The organism is Paenibacillus sp. E194 (genome assembly GCF_000935845.1).
Taxonomy (GTDB): domain Bacteria; phylum Bacillota; class Bacilli; order Paenibacillales; family Paenibacillaceae; genus Paenibacillus_B; species Paenibacillus_B alvei_B.
In genome coordinates, this window is sequence record NZ_JMDX01000060.1 from 1 (window position 1) to 21,042 (window position 21,042).

The following is a 21,042-nucleotide window of genomic DNA, read 5'->3' on the forward strand; positions in this document are numbered from 1 at the left end:
AGCTGAATATCACAGAACTTCACGTTATATCCAGTATTGGAGAGCATGAACCTATTAATGTGACGGCGCTCGCGGAACGATTACGAACATCTAAAGCGACAGTATCTCGAATATGCTCCAAGCTCTTATCTATGGACATCATACGAAGAACCCAACTAAGCGATAACAAGAAAGAGGTTTATTTCCGCTTGAACCCCAAGGGAAGGAAATTGAATGTACTGCATGAGGATGTGCATCATGAACTGGAACAACGATTTCTGGGAATTCTAGATCCATATAACGAAGATGAGCTACTTATTATCCAGAAGGTGTTTCGGGACATACTGAACAATTGGACATCCATACACGAGAATTTAGATACGCGAGGTTAGGTACTCCTATGAGAGCCCAGTCCATGAGCATGCGGACTGGGCTCTCGTCCTACAACAAGGAATTGCCTCACTTAGCTGGAGCAAGTCTAGTCTGCTTGACACTTAGATTCAATGCTTTTCTGATCTTTCTTGCGAAGATCAATGGCTTCTCGACAGCCTCAATATTGACATAGACTAAGCGAGGACGTTCAAACAGCCATTCACTGTGTACAGACGATACGAGGATACCTTGCTCGCGAATAGCGGATAGGAAACGGTTCGTTTCTTTTTGTAATAAGGCTACTCTGCCTAAACATAATGCTTTGCCTGTTCTCTTATTTAGGGATTCAAATGAAAAAGAAGAAGTTACGCCGAATTTCTTTCCTAAAATAAATGCCCGAATCTGCTGACGAGATATCGTAGCTACGCATTTACCACCTGCAAATCCTGGTTGACCTTCAATGATCATTGCGAACTTTCGACAAAGACGTTCCTCACTGGACATCATGTACCGATAACCTCCTATACGAACACAATTCAGAAACGCGTCATAACGTCAATGAACAAAAACAACGGTCGTTCTACGTAAGTAAATACGTGCATGGAAATTCATCATTCTCTTGCCTGTTCCGATTGTCGTAATTCTATTGTCAACACAATGTATGTCTCTTGGAATAACGATGTCTAGGCGCGTATCTCGATTGAGGTTCAAATGATTGGATTCATAAGGAAGCTGAAGCACGTTACTCATGTTGAGCCATATCATACCGTGTACACATGATGAACATAAATGATTTTGGAATGGCTCCGCAAAGAACTGATCGCGAACATTTCCTATGAACTAAAGACCCCGCTCGGAATTGTCAAGGGGTTCGCCGAAGGGTTGCAGGACAATGTTGCATATGACAAGCGTGATCGTTATGTAGCTCACATTCTGTCTGAAGTAGATAAGATGAATGCATTGATTATGGATAAAGAACAGTTTCAACGGGTATGGGAGCAATTTTACCGAGGTGAGTGCTCAAAGGATCGCAAATCTGGCGGAACAGGCTTAGGGCTGGCGATCTGCAGGCATATTCTTGAACTGCACGGAAGCACGTATGGGGTAGAGAACACGAAAGATGGCGTATCGTTTTATTTCACAGTAGCTCGATCAATAGGTGAAGTAGGTGACAACAATGAACACGAATAAATCGCAATGGCTTCTATATTAGCGGAAATCATCAATTTTCAGGATTTATCTATGACGAACAGTTAAAGGGAGAGAATGGTGAGGTCACGTTCGTATTCCGCAACGATGCTGGTCAAGAACGGAGGTGGAGGAAGAAGCTCACCTTGATGTGAACGACTGCCCGCGAATGAAGTTCTGTATCAATAGCCGGAGTCAGGCAGCCAGTGCTTGCTCCGGCTTTATTTGCATTTATAACTGTAATCCGAATCTCTTCAGCTCAATGAATGTTCCTTCCAACAGTTTTCCTCTATCTGTTAGCGAATACTCTACGCGGGGAGGAACCTCAGGGTATACTTTTCTCACCACAATGTCATGCTGCTCCAGTTCCTTCAAGCGAAGCGAGAGTGTTTTCGGACTTATTCCATCCATAGCTTTCAATAAATCGCTAAACCGCATTGTTCCCTCGATCAACAAGTCACGAATAATCAAAAACGTCCATTTCGTACCGATTATATCGAGCGTTTTCGCGATGGGGCAGGTTTGACCAGGGGTTCCTTTTGTCAATGTTACAGGTTCAGATGGATGAAGCATGATCGATCCTCCTCAACAATTTTTAGATGTTACGTCCCATCATACCACAATACTTCCCTAACGGAAATAAGGTGAATAAAATATCAGTACTTCCTTAAAGGAATTATTGAGTATTATACTGTTCTTGCAGCCAATACTTCACACTCAAGGAGCTGAATCCGATGAAAAATATTCTGATTATTAACGGTCATCAACAATACCGTTCTTCTGAAGGGAAGCTGAACAATACCTTAATGGAGAACATGGTTCGTGTGCTACGTCCACACCACAATATCAACACAACAGTTATCCAAAATGGTTATAACATCGAGGAAGAACAGGAGAAATTTTACTGGGCCGATGTTGTCATTTATCAGACACCAATCTATTGGTTCAGTGTACCAGGTTTGCTCAAAACCTATATGGATGAGGTGTATGCATACGGTACATTCTTTACTGGTTCCGATCAATATGGTGCAGGTGGATTGCTGACAGACAAGAAATACATGCTCTCCACGACTTGGAACGCTCCATTCTCTGCATTTGAGAGTAAGGATCAATTTTTTGAGGGGGAAGGCTTGGACAATGTGCTAAGTCACCTTCATCGCATACACAAGTTTCTCGGTATGAAGCCTCTAACAAGCTTCTCCTGCTACGATGTAGTTAAGAACCCGAACATTGATCACTATATTGCCAATCTTGAGCAGCACTTAATGGAGGTATTCACAGATGAACATGTTGCACAATAAGAAGGTCGTATTTATCGGTGGCAGCTCCGGCATCGGATTTGAATCTGCTAAGCAAGCGATTGCGCATGGAGCTGAAGTTGTCATTGCAAGCCGTTCCGAGAACAAGCTGCAGCACGCTAAGGAACAGCTTGGAATGAAAGCATCGGTTCATCAGCTTGATCTCACGATTGAACATGAGGTAGAGCGATTCTTTCAGAATATTGGATCATTCGATCATCTTGTCGTAAGTGCGGCAGAGACGTCTGGTGGCCCGTTCCTGAAGACGGATACGAATCAGGCAAGACAATTGTTCGAGAATAAATTCTGGGGACAGTATTATGCAGTCAAATACGGCGCTCCAAAGCTGTCTCCTAATGGCTCAATCGTGTTATTTTCTGGCGTTGTTGCCTATAAATCGATGATCGGTTCATCTATTCTCGGCGCGGCCAATGCCGCTGTATCCAATATGGGAAAGACGTTAGCGTTGGAACTTGCGCCAATTCGGGTAAACGTTGTATCACCAGGAATCATGGATACACCTTCTCGAAGCAAGATGACTGAAGAAGCACGCCAGCAATTGTATGAATCGATCGCAAGCCGTCTTCCCGTACAGCGTGTAGGAACTCCAGAAGATGCTGCACAGAGTGTAATGTATCTACTCACGAATTCGTTCGTGACCGGTACCGTTATCCATGTAGATGGCGGTCACGTATTAACGTAAAGCTAGCTCCATCATAAGCACTTTGCAGCATAATTCACAGATGAGAAACATAAAACCCCCCGGCATTCATGCCGGGGGGTTCATTGTATGATCAACATACAAATATTAGTATTGAAAAATTACTAGGTATATGTTACTATAGTGTGTGCTCTTAATTTTTACATGCAATTAAAATAAATCATATCATAGACTTTTTTCTTTGTCAATTATGAGTAATTCACTCACATACCGGAAAAAAACGGCTCGAATACGTACGCATACTTTTAGGGGGGCGACAGTTTGACTAACGAAGAACACAATGAGCAAACTCATTCAGATGCAGATATTAATTTACTACCTCCAGGAGTCAAGATAGATGACTCTGTGCGGATGTATCTAAAGGGAATTGGCCGGGTTGGTCTTCTAAGCACCGAAGAAGAAGTAGATTTGGCTAAACGTATTGCAGAAGGTGATGAAGAAGCGAAGAAAATGCTTACAGAAGCTAACCTTCGCTTGGTCGTAAGCATTGCAAGACGGTATGCCGGGCGAGGCATGTCACTCTTAGATCTTATTCAAGAGGGCAACATGGGTCTGATTAAAGCTGTAGATAAATTTGATTATACAAAAGGCTTTAAATTCAGTACTTATGCCACATGGTGGATTCGACAAGCAATTACGCGCGCAATCGCCGACCAGGCAAGAACGATTCGTATTCCTGTTCATATGATTGAAACGATCAATAAGCTTGTTCGTGTCTCCAGACAGCTGGTGCAGGAGCTTGGCAGAGAGCCTGAGGTAGAAGAGATTGCTAAGGAAATGGAATTGAGTGTAGAGAAGGTTCGCGAGATTATGAAGATCTCTCAAGATCCAATCTCACTGGAAACACCAATCGGGGAAGAGCACGATACCAAGCTTGGCGACTTCATCGAGGATCAGGACGCCCAATCTCCAGTAGAATCAGCAGCCTATGAGTCTTTGAAGACACAGCTAGGTGACGTCCTTGATACGCTCACTGAACGTGAAGAGAATGTTCTTCGCTTGCGCTTCGGACTCGATGATGGTCGTACTCGGACATTGGAAGAAGTAGGGCAAGTATTTGGTGTTACGCGTGAGCGGATTCGCCAAATCGAGGCGAAGGCTTTGCGCAAGTTAAGACATCCGAGCCGCAGCAAACGCTTGAAGGACTACATCGAATAATGAAATGATATGCAAATGAATGAAGCTGCGTTACACTTCAACGGATTGGAGTGTAACGCAGCTTCTTTTCGTTCAAGTTGTACAGGTGTTCTACCTACAAGCATGAAAAGCAACAAATTGTAACTATGATTTTGGGGAATATCATTTATTTTTCATTTGAACTTCATATTATCTTCATAAGTTTATGTTATTGTATGTTCGATAGAGCACGATAACGTACCCAAGCAAGTATACACATATTGCGTTAGCGCGTTGGGTTAAGGATATTTGGAGGAACAATGAACACCAGCATAGATCAGATTCAACAACTCGTAATCGCCGGAGATGAACGCGTATATACGAAATTATATATCGAATATCGTAGCTTGCTAGTTCAGCACGCTTATCGCTATGTCCGCAATCAACAAGATGCAGAGGATGTTGTACAAGAGGCGTATATTCGCATTTTCCGAAATTTGCATCGGTACAACTTTTCTTGCAAAATATGCAGCTGGATGAAGCTTATTGTAAAAAATCTATGCATTGATCTCATACGGCAGCGTAGTCGTAAACCTGCCGTACATTTTACGGAGAACATTGCCTACGACAATCAAGAACAACCATTAATCGAAACACTGCAGGATCAGACTCAAGGACCTGAACAGCAAATTCTTGATCGAGAAGTTCAACACAACGTAATTAACATCGTGAATGAAATGCCTGATGCATATCGAGATGTGTTCCGGCTGCGTTACTTATCGGAATATTCGCTTGCAGAAATATCGAATGTCTTGTCCCTTGAAATCAATACGGTGAAATCCAGACTGTTTCGAGGAAAGAAATATTTACGCAAGCAGTATGACAGTGGTGATATTTGTTCCTGACCAATTATGTAAATAGTTACAACTTATTTATCATTGACCATTCATCATTGGACATGTGTACAATAATAGTTGACAGCTATTACGGATGACTCTCATCTCTCAGGAGGGCAATACTAGACGATGATCAGCTGTCATTACTCTTCAGGAGGTATCATTCATGATTCGCAAAGCTACACCAGAAGACAGCAAGTACATTATCCCATTGATGATGGAGGCGATCGGCACCATCGCCTATGAACTATCTGGAACTATGAACAGAGATGAGACGATGCGCATTCTCGAGCAATTCTTTAAGCAGCCCGACAACCGCTTGAGCTGGCAGAACAATATGGTCTGGTTGCAAGAAGATGTACCCGTCGGCTATGCATTGGCTTATGCGGGGTACAAGCTGGTCGAATTAGATCGCCCATTGGAGGAACGTTTATCTACTCTTCAAGGAAATCCTGTTCAACTTATCAAAGAAACAGAAGGGGAAGAGTACTACTTGGATTCATTGGCTGTAGATTCTTCTCAACGTGGATTAGGGATCGGAACGAAGCTCATGAAGGCGTTCGAATTAGAAGCAGCTCAATTCGGATTCAGCATCGCCTCGCTGTTAGTGAACGTTGCGAACACACGTGCGAAGCAATTGTATGAAGCACAAGGGTATACAGCAGATGGTAAGATCATAACAATTGCAGGGGAAGATTATGAACATATGGTGAAAAAGGTACAGTAACGTATACACGAATACAGCAGAAGCGACAACTTAGTTGCAGTCACTTTACGATAACTGTTACATCAGCTGCAGCACCTTGCACAGTTTAACAAGTTCATGTACTCCTCGGAATTGCTGTCGATTTCGATCATGGAGGCTGCGGATAGCATTCTCCGTCACTTTCTTGGCCTGCTCGATGCTGTGATGGTCAAGAGCATCTACAATTTCTTTCATGCTTTTGAGAAAATATAACGTACTGCGCAAGGTGCGAAGCAGCAATATTTTGCGGATATGCAGCGCGTTGAACATCCGATACCCGTTCTCGGGATTGCGTTCCGGGATGATTAACCCTTCCTTCTCCCAATGCCGGATGGCGGACGCGGCAACCCCTGTATATTCAGCAGCTTCGCCGATGGTCATTGGGCTCTTGAAGGTCTTATTCCCTATAGTCGGGAGGTCAATCTGCTCCAATACCGTTAATAATTGATCCGCCACAACCTTCTCCTGATGCAAGTTAGCCTGTTCCTCATTGACAAGCCAGAAGGCTTCGTCCACCTCTTCTTTCTGCATATGTTTGAGAACTGTACAAGTTAGCCCCACCCCAAAGCCAGGGAACATCGCACGAAGACATCGAAAATAAGCAAGATGTACGTCAGTGTACAACCTGTATCCATTCACATCGCGATCCGGTGCAGGAACCACTCCCCATGATTCATAATGCCGAAGAGCACTCGTACTGATATGAAGTGCCCTTGCGATATCCAAAGGTTTGTAATACTGCATGTCTTTCCTCCTCAGCTAGTAATGACCTTACTGTATCAGTTCGTTTCCCATGAAATCAAATCTTCTAGTAAAACCTTAAAGCACCGTGCTAATGTATTGCACGATAAATCTGCGTGTATCAACACATTTTTTTATAAAACTTTAGCACTTGCATGAATGTTGTAAAGTGGATCATGTAACTCGTATTTCACCGTCACTTTAGAACGATGGAGGGTGCTGCATGAAAGACGCTATCCGTATTCAAGGCGCAAGGGAAAATAATTTAAAAAATGTGACATTAGACATTCCAAAGCATCAGCTTATCGTGGTTATGGGTCCTTCCGGCTCGGGTAAATCAACACTTGCTATGGACATACTGCAGCGGGAATGCCAGAGGCAGTATGTGGAGTCTAGTGGAATATCCGCTGAATCCATTGCCAAGCCTAATGTCGATTCGATTACTGGACTTGCACCGTCTATCTCGATTGGACAGCATGTGACGAACCGCAATCCTCGATCAACTGTTGGGACGATTACGGATATGTACACGTATTTGCGGACAGTCTATGAGAAAAAGGGAGTTAGGACATGTAAGTTCTGTGGAGAGAGCATATCTCCTTCTCCCGTAGAAGTTGCGGGTGAGTCAATGAAGTGTCCAGCCTGCTCACAGCCATACATGCCACTGACGAAGGCGGATTTCTCCTTCAATACACCAAGCGGTGCGTGTTCCACGTGCAGTGGTTTAGGGATCATAGTCGATATTCAAGTTGAGGCTGTTTTCAACAAGGAGAAAACGATTCGTGAAGGCGCCGTAACCTTCTGGTACGAATCCCTAACTGATTATCAAACCAACATTATTGAGGCGGCAGGGAAGCATTATGGCTTAGATATGAGTGGGCCGCTGCACAGTTTCAGCCCTATACAATGGGAATTATTGAAGCATGGGGTGGAGAGCGAAGCATTTGCATGTCACTTCCCGCATATTGAACCGCCCAAAACAGTTGGCAAAGGCAGATTTAAAGGTGTACTAACTGCAATGTGGCAAAAGTACAAGGAGCGGGATGGGCAGTCAAGCGAGGCGGCTTATTTTACGACTCAATCATGTCCCGATTGCAGAGGAGATCGTCTGAAGTTCGAGAGCAGATCAGTTACCGTCGAAGGACGTACCCTGCCTAGCTTAGCGAGATGCTCGTTAGAAGAGCTGAATGATTGGTTGCTTGCCGTTCATGCGAAGTCTCGTATGGAAGGCGATATGATCCTTCTTGCCGTACTCGAAGAACTCCTTGGCAAAATAAAGCGCGTCATTCTTGTAGGACTTGGCTACTTATCGCTCGACAGACAGATGATCACATTATCAGGAGGAGAAGCGCAACGATTACGGCTAGCATCGATCCTTGGCTCTGGGTTAACTGGTGTGTTGTATGTCCTTGATGAGCCGACAACGGGCCTTCATCCGAAGGATACAGATGGTCTGATTGAGGTCATGAAGGAATTGCGCGATATGGGCAATACCGTGCTGATGATAGAGCATGATACACGTGTAATGCAGCAGGCCGATCACATTATTGATATCGGACCGGGGGCAGGTCGGTTCGGAGGAGAGATTGTTGGGCAAGGTACGCTCAAGCAACTTATGGAACAGTCTTCTTCCGTGACAGGACGTATTGTTAGAGCGCAATCACGTATCCAATCCAAATGCCGACAAGGCAATGGGGATGTCATCTCCATTCATGAGGCCACCCTTCATAACTTGAAGCAGATATCCGTGTCATTCCCCTTAGGCAGTCTGATCTCGGTATCTGGAGCTTCAGGTTCTGGCAAGTCGACACTCGTATTCGATCTGTTGGCAAATGCCAGCGACGGTGGAGGCCGAGTTGAAGGCTGCCGGGAAGTCATAGGGCTGAATAAAGTTAACAGCGTCATTACTGTAGATCAATCTCCCATATCACGAATGCAGCGCTCGAGTGTGGCAACTTATACGGATCTGTATACTTTGCTTCGCAAGGTGTTCGCCTCACTTCCAGCAGCGAAGGCACGTGGCTTGAACGAGAAATATTTTTCCTTCAATTCACCTGGCGGAAGATGTGAACAGTGCGAAGGACTCGGAATTGTTGAAGTCGATATGCACTTCCTCCCGCATCTGCGTGTGCAATGTCCAACTTGTCATGGCAAGCGGTTTATTCCGGAAGTTCTGGCCGTTACGTATGACGACTACACCATAGCTGATATCTTAGAGCTCAGTATTGAAGAGAGTTTATCTCTATTTAAGGATCACAAAAAAATGGCGAAGCTGCTCAAGCTGTTGTGTGACGTCGGTATTGGCTATTTTCAATGGGGACAATCTGTAACAACGCTATCCGGTGGGGAAGGTCAGCGCTTAAAGCTTGCTAGGGAACTGAGTGCACCTGCTAACGGTCACACCCTGTATCTGTTGGACGAACCGTCTTCGGGCTTGCATCCGCTCGATGTACACAAACTATATATTTTATTGGATAAGCTTGTAGATGCCGGAAATACCGTAATCTTGGTCGAACATAATACCGATCCGATTGCGGCATCAGATTGGGTCATTGATATGGGGCCAGGCGGAGGCAACTCTGGAGGTCAGGTCATAGCGGCAGGTACACCGGAGCAAATCGTTAGCTCTGAAGCCTCTTGTACAGGGATCTATTTATCGATATAGATATACCGTGCTGGGGTAGTGTCATATAACATATACGAAGTCAATGCATTTCAATTGGATGCGAAAAAAGCCGGCCAGATCCATGATGTGATCTGGCTGGCGTTTTTCAGAACCCGAGTTAAGTTTGTCTGCATTTATCCTTGGGTCGCCTGCTTTTATATCTGCTTACGTCACCAGGCTAGGATAATCCTTCTTATTTCTTTACAGCCGTTTCTGCAAACTTGATCAAATCTTCTTTGGTGAGCGGGTTGCCCGGATTGGTTGTGATGCTATAAAGATGATCCTGATCTGACCATATCAGCTTGTTTCGAATCAAGCCAGGGATCATCTTGCCTTGTTCGGCATCAACTTCATTTGATTTGATGAACCGGTATCCGCTGCTTGCCGTATTTCTTCCAAGTTTGTGCGTTACTTGCATTTCTAAGTTGTCTTTTCCGTTTACGAATGTAAGATTGATTTCGCCCATTTCGTTCCAATCAAATTTTTTGTAATACACGCCTTTTCCTTGAGCTTGAGCTTCCGCTTTCACTTCTTGTTGAAATTCCTTAAGATGTTTTGCAATTGGGGCTTGGATGTTTCCTTTTTCAAATTTATAACCTTCAGGCAGGCCATCCGGCTTTTGCAGCACTGGACCCTCCAGTTTGGCTGCTTGGTTCAAATAATCATCATAATTTGTGAATTTGAACATATCCAGGTAATACAAGAATGTGGAGCCGCCATTGAGACTTGGATTGCTTACATATAACAGATATGTGTCTCCTGTATTCTTTTCCTGCAGTTTTTGGGAGAGTTCAGCTTTTTGCCGCTTCAACAGCTTCCTTATCAACCACCTGCGTTTTCGTTGTCATTTCCTGCGCGGAGTTATTGGTTGTTTCGGTTGCGAAAGCCTCCGTCATATTTGCAGTGCCAAACAACAACGCGATACCCGTTGCGACAACGGCTGCCTTCTTTGCGTATTTCATGTGAATATTACTCCTCTCATTTATGCAAGTTTTATATTATGTGAAGACTGGACGCTATCGATTGGGATCCCTTTGTGCCAGCTTCTGTGATATAAACACAACATAGGAGAATTTGGTTCACTTTTTCGAATAATATCTAAAACAATAACAATGCGTAATGAAAATCACACTTTGTTTTCCCCTTTGGAAAGGCATCAATGACATTTTTTAAGCAATTATTACCTATAAACACAATTGAAAGACCGCTCACGCCCACGGAGCGGTCTTCATCATTTTCTGCCAAAATTCTTGAGTGACATGTTAAAATAGAAAAAGACATATAAACGTAGTAGAGATAATTGTCATTGCAAACCTTTGGAATGAGAGGAAGGCGAGAATTTACTGACGGTTGGAATAAAAATAACATTGTCAAGTTGTATGAAAAATCAGTATGCTTATTTTACTTGAAACGATTAGGACTTTAGCCCCGTACTAACAACAGTAGGGGATATTACCTAGCGCATTGGCCAATGAAACGAATATTGTATTGGTAGCATATTCCACCATTTCGTGTGAAGGGACGCGGCAACAAAAAAACGTCTATACCAGAGAGCGTGAATGAGTACATTTCTATAACAGTTGGCTTCCAAACAGCAAATGTCAACATTACCAAAGTGTAATCATTCGCAACACGAAATAAGGTAAAATGAGATTTACCAATCAATTTATAGAAAGAATTTTTCCGGATAGGAGTAGATTATGTTTCAAAACATCATTGATTTTCTAATGGACTATGGGATATGGGGGCTAGTCATCCACTCTTTCGCAGATGCAGTTATTTTTCCTGTACCAGCCTTCTTCTTGCAGGTGCCATTAAGCTTACTGGATCCATCAAATGCCTTATGGCTAGCAACAGCAGGATATATTGCATGTCTGCTCGGTACTCCAGTAGGCTACATGATCGGTAAGCTGTTAGGCCACTCCGTCTTGGAGAAAATCCTTAAAAAATCATGGATTGACAGCGCCAATCAAATGTTTAAGAAAAATGGAGAAACTACGATTCTTATTGGCTCTTTTACTCCAATTCCGTTCAAAGTATTTACGATTCTATCCGGCTGCATGAATTTCCCACTATGGAGACTTATCGGATATGCAGCAATCGGAAGAGCAGTTAAGTTCTATGCAGTAGGTCTGCTGTTTTATTTGTATGGCAGATCTGCGGAAGGAATGGTTAAGCACGTCTCGCTGTATATCTTCCTCATTGCTGTTCCAATCTTGGTTATCTATTTGATTATTCGCAAGAGAAGAAGAAACAAAGCTGCAGCAAAACTAGAACAGACTGAAGCCAATACAACCTCAATCAGCGATTAAACAGCTTGTAAAAAGGTCGACTCTATGGGGCGGCCTTTTGTTATCTTCATCAGTCGTATGAGAGTACCTTACATAGTAGGTTGCGTATAGCACAAATCCAGTTGGGCTTCATTCCAAATGGGGAGCAATCTTTTTCCGGTGTCCATCCTGCTTAACTTCGTCGAATAAATTCTCTTCCTTCTGGGGCTGCTTCGGAACAGTCTTGTTCCATGCTTTCATGATCCTTTCTAATTCTCCGATCGTCACAGGCTTAGCATGTCGTGCTAACTCGTAACCGATATGACCGCTCATCTCGATAGTCGCCGTTTTCACTTCCGACAACGATGTAATTCCCTTTGTTCTTAATTTTGCTTCTAGCTGATCGACAGTTAGCCGCAGCTTTTTGAGACTCTTCTCAACAATAACCCCATCCTCAATCACTACCGTTGATCTCCCCACGAACCACTTCTCGACCCAATTGAACTTAATGGCAAGGAATTGGATGGTGAGGAGAAGAGTGACAAAGACGCATAAGGTTATCAATGTTCGCAATAGACCATCCCCTTTGACAGCATGTCCTATCATGGAGGCCATCGCGAGCAGCGTAATGATCTCAACGCCTGTCATTTCTCCGACCGTTTTTTTACCGAGAACGCGAAGCAGACAATAGCCAAAGCTGAGAACAATGACTGCTTCCCCAATGAATGAGAAATCCATAGCATACTACCTCCAGACCCTGTCAATGATGGGAAGGCAACATGTGCGTTCCACTGTGTTCCAGACATCAGTAGTATGCATATTTGTTCAAATTTTACTCGTAAGGTTGATGTCACTCATTCCTTCTCAGACCGGAGGAATGTGCGGACACATTGCTCGCAGACACAAGCTTTCCTGCGAAATTCTGATGGGATTTTCTCCAGAAGCGCTTGCGGCACCGATAGATTCATACACCAGCATTCCTGATGGGGGCGGCCTGCCTGGTATGCGCAGTGGTTCTCATTGCCGCACAAGGGACATATTTTCGGATCGATTACTACCTCAGACATGGTAAACACCTGCTTTTTGTAAGTTTAATAGCGAAATTGATGCTATACAAGATAATAGCGTATCAGTGAGCATTAACCCAATATATTTCATCACAGCGCACAATTTCATAAAGAAAATGAAACTGTTTCCTGCTTTGAAGCATCTAATTTGATAGAAAGCCCGAGCTGCGCTTGCTAACTCGTAAACGTACCACGTTTATATAATCATGGCAATTACTTTTAGAAAGAGGGATAAGGTGATCAAGCGAATAAAGTTGCGCACATTATTGATTGGAGCCATCTTTACAATCTTTTTCGGGGTCATTTTCGTTCGGCTGTTCTGGTATCAGGTTATCAATCAATCGTTCTGGATGGAGCAAGCGAGAGATTCGTGGTCCGTGAGGAAGGAGCTGACTCCTATCAGGGGAACGATCTATGATCAGAATGGCGACGTATTGGCCATGGATGCCCGTACTTATACCGTAGCGATAAGCCCCAAGGTGATTCAGGAGCTCCGCAAGAAGGGGGATCTGATCGAGAAACGGATTGATATGGAGCGCATCATCGTAGACAAGTTGCATGCCGTACTGAAAAAGCCTGAGAATGAACTCTTTGAGCTTACACGAAAAATGAGAACAAAGGACGGCAAAGACGAATATTATCCTCAGGTCGAGGTGCGCAATGAAGGATGGAAGTTGGACGACGAAACAGCCAAGAAATTGCGCGAATTTATCGAGGAATTAAAAGATATGACGAAATTGCGCGACGTCGGTCTTTACCTGCTGCCCGAGGTCAAGCGGTTCTATGCGAAGAATGCGCTGGCCTCACACGTTCTTGGATATATGGATAAGCAGAACAATCCCATCGGCGGGATTGAGAAAATGTACGATGAACAGCTTCGAGGCACTGTCGGTTTCCTACAATATGAGAAGGATCGGTTAGGAAATAAGCTTCCGACAGCATCGGAAGTATTTCAGCCTTCCCGGGACGGCAGCAACATCTACTTGACGATAGATAGCACGATCCAGCAATATATCGTGAATTCGATGCGCGAGGTGTATAACAAATATACGCCCAAAAGCATGACAGTCATCGCGGCTGATCCGAAAACGGGCGACATCCTGGGACTGTCCAATATGCCGGATTTTGATCCGAATTCATATTGGAAAGCCAAGGATCTATCCGCTTTTTATAACCATGCAGTCCAATCGCGTTATGAGCCTGGGTCGACGTTCAAAATCGTGACGCTGTCGGCAGCCGTACAGGAGGGCATCTTCAATCCGGATGACAAATTCGTGTCTGGCAAAATCATAGCCGGCGGAGTACCCATTGGCGACGTGAATCAGACATGGGGAACGATCACTTATTTAGAGGGTTTGAAGCGATCCAGCAACGTGGCATTCGTCAAGCTAGGCTACGAGAAATTGAAGGAAGAGAAATTGAAATCGTACATCGAGAAATTCGGCTTCGGCAAGAAGACCGAGATAGAAATGCTTGGTGAGAACAGCGGACTGATTCGCTTTGAATATGCGGCAGACGTGGCCGCTGCTTCATACGGTCACGGGCAGGTGCTGGTGACGCCGATCCAGCAGGTTATGGCCGTGTCGGCAGTGGCGAATGGCGGTAATCTGATGAAGCCGCATCTTATTCGTAAAATCGAAGATACCGTTAGCGGTGAGGTGTCGGAGCGCAAGCCGGAAATCGTGCGCGAGGTTATCGATCAAAATGTAGCCAAACAAGTAAGTGAATATTTAGAGCAGGTGGTTGCCGATCAAGAGATCGGTACAGGTAGACATGCCTATATCGAAGGATATCGCGTCGCAGGCAAGACAGGTACCGCGATCAAGGTTATTAACGGGGGTTATAATCAAGACCGCGCGGTCGTATCGTTTATCGGCTTCGCACCCGTAGAAAATCCGCGGATCGTTCTGCTCGTCGTGGTCGATGATCCGAAAGATTTTTACCAAGGCGGCGGTTTCGTCGCTCCTTATATGTTTAAGGATATTGTATCCCAATCCCTGCACTACATGGGGGTACCCTCCTCTTTGCAGTCGAATCCGAAGTCTAGTGGTAACAAGCTCGGCTCGCGGCCGACCGTACCGGCACCCGATATGCAAAACATGAAGGTGCGCGATGCCAAGCAGCAGCTTGCAGAACAAGGTATGGTATTCGATACGATTGGCGCAGGAGATACAGTGAAACGCCAATATCCAAAGCCGGGTGATCCGATGGCTGTCAGACAGCGCATATATTTGCTTACGGATGACCCTGAGAAGCTGCTACTTCCGGACTTTAAGGACAAATCGCTGCGTGACGTAATGGAAATTACTTCGCTTCTCGGATGGAAGGTACGCGTCGATGGCGAAGGATATGTAGTAGAACAGAAGGAAAGCAGTGAAAACGGCGTGCACGTCCTTCATGTGAAGCTGGAACCGAAGTATCCGGGAGGATGATGAGAAAACGGAAATACCCCACCGTGTTCTGGGATCCAGGAACAAATGCTCCGGGATTAAATCATGTAAAAGTACAATCCGAATGGATCTATAGTGACGGTGAGGAAATTTACAACCAGATCGCCAGTATCCGTCATGAACGGGATATCTTGTTGGGGCTTGATCGGAGCGAGCACCGATCTGATCGTTAACTTAAGTGTAAATTGTTTTGGTAATTAATCCACAAAAAACAACTCGTAGAGCCTAATCCTTGTAGGTTCAGGCTCTACGAGTTGAACATAGCGATAGTTGTACGGACACGTATCTCTTACCACAGTTTACTTCTGCTTGCGAGAGAACTCCTTAATAATCGGGTATGTTTTTAGCTTTTTGAGTATCTCTGTCCGATCGATTAGATGCCCATTCATGATGACCGCATGGATTAGGGTTGTGTTGCGGATATCTGCGAGCGGGTTCGCGTCTAGCAGGACGAGATCGGCTAGCTTTCCTACCTCTACCGTGCCTTGCTTATCCTCATTTTCCAAATAGCGAGCCGGATTAATCGTGGCAGCCTGAAGGGCTTGCAGGGGATTTATTCCCGCTTTGACTAGGAGTTGAAGTTCTTCATGCAGGCTAAAGCCGTAATATAGATTTGGTATCAAGTAAGTAGAATCAGTGCCAGCCATAATCGGTACCCCAGCTTCATTCATTTTGCGAACTAATTGCAAATTGTTCTGTTCCAGCTCCTGATTGATAGCAGCCCCTCTTTTATCTTTGTGCCAATTTTCAATGAATGCTGCCCATTCCTTCTGAACAGCAGGTTCTAAAAAACGCACTCTTTCATCAGGTACCTGCTTATTTAAGCTTGTCATCGTTACAAGTGTAGGAACCTGCCAAGTTTCGTTCCGTTTAAAGATCTCAAATAGCTTTCCGGCTTCATTAGCATCATAATGCTTTGCAGCTTTATTTTCGTATTCGACATACAACAACAGATCTTTACTAATAATACCCGCTTCTGTATCTTTAACAAGACTGTTGAAAATACCTGATTTCTTTGATGCTGTAGCAATATGCATCCCATGCAAATGCTCGAAGCTTCTCATACCGTCGTTAGAAGCTTCATCTGCGCGTACAGTAAATGGTAAATGGCCACTAACCGGAAGCTGTAGCTTCTTCGCTTCCTCCATAGCCACAGCATACAGGTCTTTAGGCATCTGGGAGTACATTTTAATTTGATCGACCTGATATGTTTTCAACTGTTGTACAGCTTTGCGAACCGCTGCTTCATTTTTTAAATTATAGTGATGCGAAGGAACCTCATTATTTGGAAATTGATTAATAACTTTACCGGATTGTACAATGCGCGGAGTCAACTTTTCCTGATTATTAATGCTGCGCGTCTCTTGAACATGGTGGAGGCTGGAGCCCATCTCCCTAACACCTGTCACTCCGTTTGCTAACAAGTGAGGGACTGCACGATCCATGTAATTTTCCATGTGTACGTGCATATCCCATAAACCAGGGATAAGATATTTCCCATTAGCTTTGATCACATGGGCATCGTCAGGAACATCAACGTCAGTCGTATCAGCTATTGCTGTAATTTGGTTGCCCTGAATGACTACCGACTGATTTGGTTTAAGCTTGCCTGTCTTCACATCCACTATGGTGACGTCCTGCACAATTAAACGATTCTTATTACTTGGATTTGGTGGTTCTATTAAGGAAAAGGCAGGCCGAGCCAACATTCCCGATAGAACGATCACAATCAACATGATGACACTGTTCTTGAGCAAATACAATCACCCTTTACTCCAATGTGTAGCACACCTAACAGATGGCTCAAGGTGAATATACTCGTTCATTTGTCATCCGGCATAGTGACGAAATGTCATATGACATTTCATCATATTATGTTATCTCGTCTCCAAAATAATATAAATTTCCAAAACTCTCCCTTTCTTTATTGTCATGCACTTCCGTATTTATCCATTAACAAGTCTGTAGACATCAGTAAAAATCTAGGATTTTGCTTTGTACAGGTTCTAAGCGGATTGGATACAGACAAAAAATGAATAGGCATTTGGCCGATCCATTTAAAAGCACGATATAACGGATTATGGATCTGTATGATATCGAATCCCAAATGCGTGCATCCTCGATGCAGCATCGTAATACCGATAATGGCCTTAATTTCACGGAATTTTGGATGGGCTTGAATGTGCCGACACACCCCAGGCAAGGACTGCTCTACCGTGCGATAAATAATTCGCCCCTTCTTTACACCATTCTCCATATAAAAAATTTCCGTAAGCAAACGAACATTATGAAGATGTATTTTTACCAATAGATCGCTATGTTCGATGCGTGTCCCGTCAGACAGTATGATTGTACTGCCTCGATACCGGAGTAATCTTACCCTGAAGATATTCGAACGTGATTGCTCAGGAAAGGTCAGTCGGGTTAACGAAAAATATATCGGATCTAACATACTCCATACGAATAAGATCAGCATTTTTAGTTTCATATGGTCTAATTTCCCCTTAACGTAGTTAATGATAATTTGGATTAAACAACAGGATTTTATCCACAGGTTGAAGTTGCAGAGAATATAGGACTTTACTTGATGCATTTCATGTGCCAGGTAATAGGATTAATTAGTATTGTGACATGATGATATGGAACTTAATAAGGAGGGGAGCGAATGGCTGCAGAATTATCGAATTCGCAGCGAGCCGCGCTGCATTTTGTGACTACCTATGCGAGAGGCCGAAAAATAAATGCACAGCATACGATAGCGGGCATATTACAAGGTTCCGCCATTTCACAATCCGAATATGACCAAGCTGTATGAATGATAAAGTCATATGCTAGAGTTGCCCTACACTTCCACCCGGACAGACCTGACCTGAACATGAAAAGTGTTGCTGAAGCTCTTTTGGAACAAGGATTGTACAAAAGCCAATTTGAAACGCTTCTATCCAATGGAAGTGTATCTGCTTATCCTGGAGGTGAACGCGATCTTTGGGAGAAAAAGTTGTTTGGCGGCGCCTATCAGTGCGAAGGCACGAGCAATAGCGAGCGTCCCAAATATGGGGCGCTTAACCTTATGCTTCATTCTGACGGGCCCGCTCCTCGATTCGGCTCGTGTTATTTCCTCTTGTCACCCAAAGTATCAACGCGGTGTACCTTCACATATATGGATTCCCATCTAGATCCGTTGGAAATGGGAACCTATGACGAGCTTGATGATATATTGGCGGCTCTCTTAACAGATGCATATCGCAATAACTGTGCCATTGGGGACAAAAATCTTAGTCCAAGCAAACTAATTAATCAATTACGATGCAGGCTGGCATGTTCATTTCCCAATCCTTCCTGCAGAGAACCGAGTCGCAATCTGGATGAATATATTGAAGCGCAAATTCATGGCGACCTTTCACTACAGGATGACGTTGATATTCTAGTCGCTGATCCCTCCTTCATACATACCCACATCGGCAGGACACTGGAGGAAATATGCCGTAAGTATGCAATTGCGCTTTACTGGCATAGGGGATTCTCGTTGTTGGCACATGAGGTGCCTAGTGACTTTAGAGGATCGGCAATGCCATCATTAGCAATGCGCATTGCTCGTGAGGGCAGGGTAGATGCCAGCGTGATAGGCGATGCTGTCATGGAATTAAGGAGCGACCCGTCTAAATGGATGGATCGTGGCAGCGATAAGGAAGTACTTCAGGAGTTGAAATTGCTGTGGCATGTACTTGTGAGATATGGGGAGCCCATGCTGTAGCGCTACCTGTTTTTTGTTCGACGGAAAGAGATGAGTTGCAACAACTATCGGTTTTCTTTATACTATTAAGTAACAGGGGAGGTGGCAAGGGATGGCAAAAAACTTTGCCAGAATCAGCAACGACTCATGCAAAGCCTGATTTAGGGGCGATACTTTGCATGGGGCTGGACAATACGAAGGAATGATTGTCGCCCAAGATCGCTTATATCGTTTCTAATAATGGGCTTTGCACCTTATTTCTTCAACTATTCAAAATAAGGAGCTGTAAAGCATGACAACACCATTTATTAGAAACCACCAATATAATTTGATTAAAAAGCAAGCGACTTTGCTTCAACATACTTGTCAGACAGTAGCGGATCCCAAGATTGTTGATACAGTACGATACAGTGCGTTCACCAAGATTACAGAGGCATTCCAGATGGCAGAAGAGCAGCAGCTTCGTCTGCTTGAGCGGATTACAACACTCGACAAAACGGAAGAATTCTCTCAATTCCTGCTTTCTCTGGAACCTTACCTGATTGAGTTCGAACAGGTAACTGACAAGCAGCTGAAGAAGCTCTATCCAAAGAGTAAGAAACTGAAGCTTCCGAATATGGAGGGACTGGATCTCCGCCATACGACGTATCTTGGATGGACGGACATTGGAACGAATCGCATGTATCTGATCCATCAGTTAGACGGACGACTTGTTGGTATTGAGGGGAAATTTACCCAAGCAAAGAAGAAGGGTACGTGCTTCCTATGCAATCGACAGGAAGAAGTGGCCTTATTTACAGCAGAAACGAAAACCAAACCAGCGAATGCTACGCCTGATTATTACAAGGCTATTGGTAATTATATGTGCGTGAACAGCCATACCTGCAATCAGAACATTACTGATACAACAACGTTGGAAATGTTTATTCACAGCATTATTGGTTAAGTTTACGAGCTAAAGAAGAAGAGGATGTCCATTCGGACATCCTCTTCTTCTATTCTGCATGTTGGACATCGTCCTATTCTTGGGATAATAACCATGTTAATTTGCACAGTTCAATAGTCTTTAATGCGGTGCAATACTCTTTAATACAGAGGCTACTTTTTTGAACTGGATATTTTCTTGGTTCATTTTAACCATCTGATCTTTTAGAACCTCAGCTGTAATTCTCCCGCCAGCACCGACATGCCCAATTGCAATACATACATCATGACGGCGGAAATGCTCGCGCATTAGCATGAACTGCTTATGAACAGCCGCCTTCGTATGTACATCATCCAGGAAGATGTGATTCTCTAGGCTGGGAACCTGCACCTCGCTTGCGATTTTGCCAACAATGCTGCGAAAATTAGTATGGCTGTCCACGAAGAAAAGCCCACGTTCTTTGCACACTTTCAACACATTTCGCATAACACGCTCATCAACTGTAGCCTTAGAACCCATATGATTGTTCATGCCTATTGCGTGTGGGACATTATCGATAGCTGCATGTACCCGTTTCTGAATTTCAACATCACTCAGATCCGTTGTTATTGCTCCAGGCCCAAGCCAATGTTTCTTGCCTGACAATGCTTCCATCGGCATATGAACGATTACATCATGACCTGCAGCATGCGCACGCTTCGCATCTCTTTCTGTACTTGGCATGAAGGGCATAACAGCAACAGTTACTTTATAGGGCAGCTCCATAATTTCTGTAGTGCCCTTGGCGTTATTCCCGAAATCGTCAATAATGATCATTGCCGTTTTTTCTCCATGCTGCTGATCAGGTAAGGATTGTACGTCAACAGGGAATAACGG

General features: G+C 44.1%; 22 protein-coding genes and 1 pseudogene. 13 read left to right on the forward strand and 10 right to left on the reverse strand.

From position 1 onward, the window contains the following. A partial coding sequence (locus tag AZ66_RS10725) for a MarR family transcriptional regulator (protein ID WP_044354847.1) occupies nt 1-371 on the forward strand: 371 nt, incomplete at its 5' end. 67 nt (nt 372-438) lie between these two features. Here AZ66_RS10725 and AZ66_RS10730 read toward each other — a convergent pair. Then, nucleotides 439-858, reverse strand: a complete 420-nt coding sequence (locus tag AZ66_RS10730) for a DUF1259 domain-containing protein (RefSeq protein ID WP_021262693.1) — start codon at nt 856-858, stop codon at nt 439-441. 282 nt (nt 859-1,140) lie between these two features. Here AZ66_RS10730 and AZ66_RS30530 point away from each other — a divergent pair, with 282 nt between their 5' ends. Continuing rightward, complete coding sequence (locus AZ66_RS30530) at nt 1,141-1,542, forward strand: histidine kinase dimerization/phospho-acceptor domain-containing protein (RefSeq protein WP_082061532.1); 402 nt, start codon at nt 1,141-1,143, stop codon at nt 1,540-1,542. A gap of 228 nt (nt 1,543-1,770) precedes the next feature. Here the strand turns inward: AZ66_RS30530 and AZ66_RS10740 are convergent, their stop codons facing one another. Next, complete coding sequence (locus AZ66_RS10740) at nt 1,771-2,112, reverse strand: winged helix-turn-helix transcriptional regulator (protein ID WP_044354848.1); 342 nt, start codon at nt 2,110-2,112, stop codon at nt 1,771-1,773. Nucleotides 2,113-2,273: 161 nt separating this feature from the next. Between AZ66_RS10740 and AZ66_RS10745 the strand changes: the two genes are divergently transcribed. From AZ66_RS10745 to AZ66_RS10765, 5 genes are all read left to right on the forward strand, one after another. After that, nucleotides 2,274-2,840 (forward strand): NAD(P)H-dependent oxidoreductase, encoded by a 567-nt coding sequence (locus tag AZ66_RS10745; RefSeq protein ID WP_044354849.1) that lies wholly within the window; start codon nt 2,274-2,276, stop codon nt 2,838-2,840. Beyond that, entirely contained in the window at nt 2,827-3,540 is a 714-nt protein-coding gene (locus tag AZ66_RS10750) for an SDR family oxidoreductase (protein WP_044354871.1), read from the forward strand. The genes AZ66_RS10745 and AZ66_RS10750 overlap by 14 nt, the downstream gene beginning before the upstream one ends. Before the next feature lie 279 nt (nt 3,541-3,819). Next, nucleotides 3,820-4,716, forward strand: coding sequence for an RNA polymerase sigma factor RpoD (gene rpoD / locus AZ66_RS10755; protein ID WP_021262698.1), 897 nt, complete (start codon nt 3,820-3,822; stop codon nt 4,714-4,716). A gap of 278 nt (nt 4,717-4,994) precedes the next feature. After that, nucleotides 4,995-5,579: an RNA polymerase sigma factor gene (locus tag AZ66_RS10760; protein WP_044354850.1), complete on the forward strand. Its 585-nt coding sequence runs from the start codon at nt 4,995-4,997 to the stop codon at nt 5,577-5,579. A gap of 157 nt (nt 5,580-5,736) precedes the next feature. Then, nucleotides 5,737-6,297: a GNAT family N-acetyltransferase gene (locus AZ66_RS10765; protein WP_044354851.1), complete on the forward strand. Its 561-nt coding sequence runs from the start codon at nt 5,737-5,739 to the stop codon at nt 6,295-6,297. Between the two features lie 57 nt (nt 6,298-6,354). Here AZ66_RS10765 and AZ66_RS10770 read toward each other — a convergent pair whose 3' ends face one another. Continuing rightward, entirely contained in the window at nt 6,355-7,059 is a 705-nt protein-coding gene (locus AZ66_RS10770) for a MerR family DNA-binding transcriptional regulator (protein WP_044354852.1), read from the reverse strand. A gap of 220 nt (nt 7,060-7,279) precedes the next feature. Here AZ66_RS10770 and AZ66_RS10775 point away from each other — a divergent pair, with 220 nt between their 5' ends. Then, on the forward strand, nt 7,280-9,721 hold the full coding sequence (locus tag AZ66_RS10775) for an ATP-binding cassette domain-containing protein (RefSeq protein ID WP_044354853.1): 2,442 nt from the start codon (nt 7,280-7,282) through the stop codon (nt 9,719-9,721). Nucleotides 9,722-9,914: 193 nt separating this feature from the next. On the opposite strand, the gene AZ66_RS10780 is transcribed toward AZ66_RS10775, so the two are convergent. Both AZ66_RS10780 and AZ66_RS31340 read right to left on the reverse strand, forming a co-directional pair. Then, complete coding sequence (locus tag AZ66_RS10780) at nt 9,915-10,532, reverse strand: hypothetical protein (RefSeq protein WP_044354854.1); 618 nt, start codon at nt 10,530-10,532, stop codon at nt 9,915-9,917. After that, nucleotides 10,513-10,683 (reverse strand): hypothetical protein, encoded by a 171-nt coding sequence (locus AZ66_RS31340; protein WP_156159945.1) that lies wholly within the window; start codon nt 10,681-10,683, stop codon nt 10,513-10,515. Before AZ66_RS31340 ends, AZ66_RS10780 begins: the two co-directional genes overlap by 20 nt. A 738-nt stretch (nt 10,684-11,421) precedes the next feature. Between AZ66_RS31340 and AZ66_RS10785 the strand changes: the two genes are divergently transcribed. Then, nucleotides 11,422-12,033 carry a YqaA family protein gene (locus AZ66_RS10785; protein ID WP_044354855.1) on the forward strand — a complete coding sequence of 204 codons (612 nt, stop codon included), beginning with the start codon at nt 11,422-11,424 and terminating at the stop codon, nt 12,031-12,033. A gap of 108 nt (nt 12,034-12,141) precedes the next feature. Here the strand turns inward: AZ66_RS10785 and AZ66_RS10790 are convergent, their stop codons facing one another. After that, on the reverse strand, nt 12,142-12,729 hold the full coding sequence (locus tag AZ66_RS10790) for a DUF421 domain-containing protein (protein WP_044354856.1): 588 nt from the start codon (nt 12,727-12,729) through the stop codon (nt 12,142-12,144). A gap of 116 nt (nt 12,730-12,845) precedes the next feature. Further along, a complete protein-coding gene (locus tag AZ66_RS30535; protein WP_082061533.1) occupies nt 12,846-13,058 on the reverse strand; it encodes a cysteine-rich CWC family protein in 213 nt (70 codons plus the stop codon). Between the two features lie 236 nt (nt 13,059-13,294). Between AZ66_RS30535 and AZ66_RS10795 the strand changes: the two genes are divergently transcribed. Together AZ66_RS10795 and AZ66_RS10800 are read left to right on the forward strand one after the other, a co-directional pair. Then, complete coding sequence (locus AZ66_RS10795) at nt 13,295-15,490, forward strand: penicillin-binding transpeptidase domain-containing protein (RefSeq protein WP_044354857.1); 2,196 nt, start codon at nt 13,295-13,297, stop codon at nt 15,488-15,490. After that, entirely contained in the window at nt 15,487-15,681 is a 195-nt protein-coding gene (locus AZ66_RS10800) for a hypothetical protein (protein ID WP_156159946.1), read from the forward strand. Before AZ66_RS10795 ends, AZ66_RS10800 begins: the two co-directional genes overlap by 4 nt. Nucleotides 15,682-15,807: 126 nt before the next feature. Here the strand turns inward: AZ66_RS10800 and AZ66_RS10805 are convergent, their stop codons facing one another. Together AZ66_RS10805 and AZ66_RS33740 are read right to left on the reverse strand one after the other, a co-directional pair. Further along, nucleotides 15,808-17,265: an amidohydrolase family protein gene (locus tag AZ66_RS10805; protein ID WP_156159947.1), complete on the reverse strand. Its 1,458-nt coding sequence runs from the start codon at nt 17,263-17,265 to the stop codon at nt 15,808-15,810. A 173-nt stretch (nt 17,266-17,438) separates the two neighbouring features. Continuing rightward, nucleotides 17,439-18,101, reverse strand: coding sequence for a YkoP family protein (locus AZ66_RS33740; RefSeq protein ID WP_442950284.1), 663 nt, complete (start codon nt 18,099-18,101; stop codon nt 17,439-17,441). A 72-nt stretch (nt 18,102-18,173) separates the two neighbouring features. Between AZ66_RS33740 and AZ66_RS10815 the strand changes: the two are divergent. Next, nucleotides 18,174-19,262 (forward strand): annotated as a pseudogene (locus tag AZ66_RS10815) (DUF3626 domain-containing protein). A gap of 271 nt (nt 19,263-19,533) precedes the next feature. Further along, entirely contained in the window at nt 19,534-20,187 is a 654-nt protein-coding gene (locus AZ66_RS10820; protein WP_044354863.1) for a FusB/FusC family EF-G-binding protein, read from the forward strand. 120 nt (nt 20,188-20,307) lie between these two features. Here the strand turns inward: AZ66_RS10820 and AZ66_RS10825 are convergent, their stop codons facing one another. After that, entirely contained in the window at nt 20,308-20,982 is a 675-nt protein-coding gene (locus AZ66_RS10825) for a divergent polysaccharide deacetylase family protein (protein ID WP_231586821.1), read from the reverse strand. Between the last annotated feature and the right edge of the window lie 60 nt (nt 20,983-21,042).

Bases quoted from the DNA above. Each gene is read 5' to 3' on its own strand.
- AZ66_RS10770 (WP_044354852.1), bottom strand. From the start codon at position 7,059: ATGCAGTATTACAAACCTTTGGATATCGCAAGGGCACTTCATATCAGT.
- AZ66_RS31340 (WP_156159945.1), bottom strand. From the start codon at position 10,683: ATGAAATACGCAAAGAAGGCAGCCGTTGTCGCAACGGGTATCGCGTTG.
- AZ66_RS10740 (WP_044354848.1), bottom strand. From the start codon at position 2,112: ATGCTTCATCCATCTGAACCTGTAACATTGACAAAAGGAACCCCTGGT.
- AZ66_RS10760 (WP_044354850.1), top strand. From the start codon at position 4,995: ATGAACACCAGCATAGATCAGATTCAACAACTCGTAATCGCCGGAGAT.
- AZ66_RS30535 (WP_082061533.1), bottom strand. From the start codon at position 13,058: ATGTCTGAGGTAGTAATCGATCCGAAAATATGTCCCTTGTGCGGCAAT.
- AZ66_RS10745 (WP_044354849.1), top strand. From the start codon at position 2,274: ATGAAAAATATTCTGATTATTAACGGTCATCAACAATACCGTTCTTCT.
- AZ66_RS10800 (WP_156159946.1), top strand. From the start codon at position 15,487: ATGATGAGAAAACGGAAATACCCCACCGTGTTCTGGGATCCAGGAACA.
- AZ66_RS10785 (WP_044354855.1), top strand. From the start codon at position 11,422: ATGTTTCAAAACATCATTGATTTTCTAATGGACTATGGGATATGGGGG.
- AZ66_RS10825 (WP_231586821.1), bottom strand. From the start codon at position 20,982: ATGATCATTATTGACGATTTCGGGAATAACGCCAAGGGCACTACAGAA.
- AZ66_RS10750 (WP_044354871.1), top strand. From the start codon at position 2,827: ATGTTGCACAATAAGAAGGTCGTATTTATCGGTGGCAGCTCCGGCATC.
- AZ66_RS30530 (WP_082061532.1), top strand. From the start codon at position 1,141: ATGATTTTGGAATGGCTCCGCAAAGAACTGATCGCGAACATTTCCTAT.
- AZ66_RS10765 (WP_044354851.1), top strand. From the start codon at position 5,737: ATGATTCGCAAAGCTACACCAGAAGACAGCAAGTACATTATCCCATTG.
- AZ66_RS10775 (WP_044354853.1), top strand. From the start codon at position 7,280: ATGAAAGACGCTATCCGTATTCAAGGCGCAAGGGAAAATAATTTAAAA.
- AZ66_RS33740 (WP_442950284.1), bottom strand. From the start codon at position 18,101: ATGCATCAAGTAAAGTCCTATATTCTCTGCAACTTCAACCTGTGGATA.
- AZ66_RS10730 (WP_021262693.1), bottom strand. From the start codon at position 858: ATGATGTCCAGTGAGGAACGTCTTTGTCGAAAGTTCGCAATGATCATT.
- AZ66_RS10820 (WP_044354863.1), top strand. From the start codon at position 19,534: ATGACAACACCATTTATTAGAAACCACCAATATAATTTGATTAAAAAG.
- AZ66_RS10790 (WP_044354856.1), bottom strand. From the start codon at position 12,729: ATGGATTTCTCATTCATTGGGGAAGCAGTCATTGTTCTCAGCTTTGGC.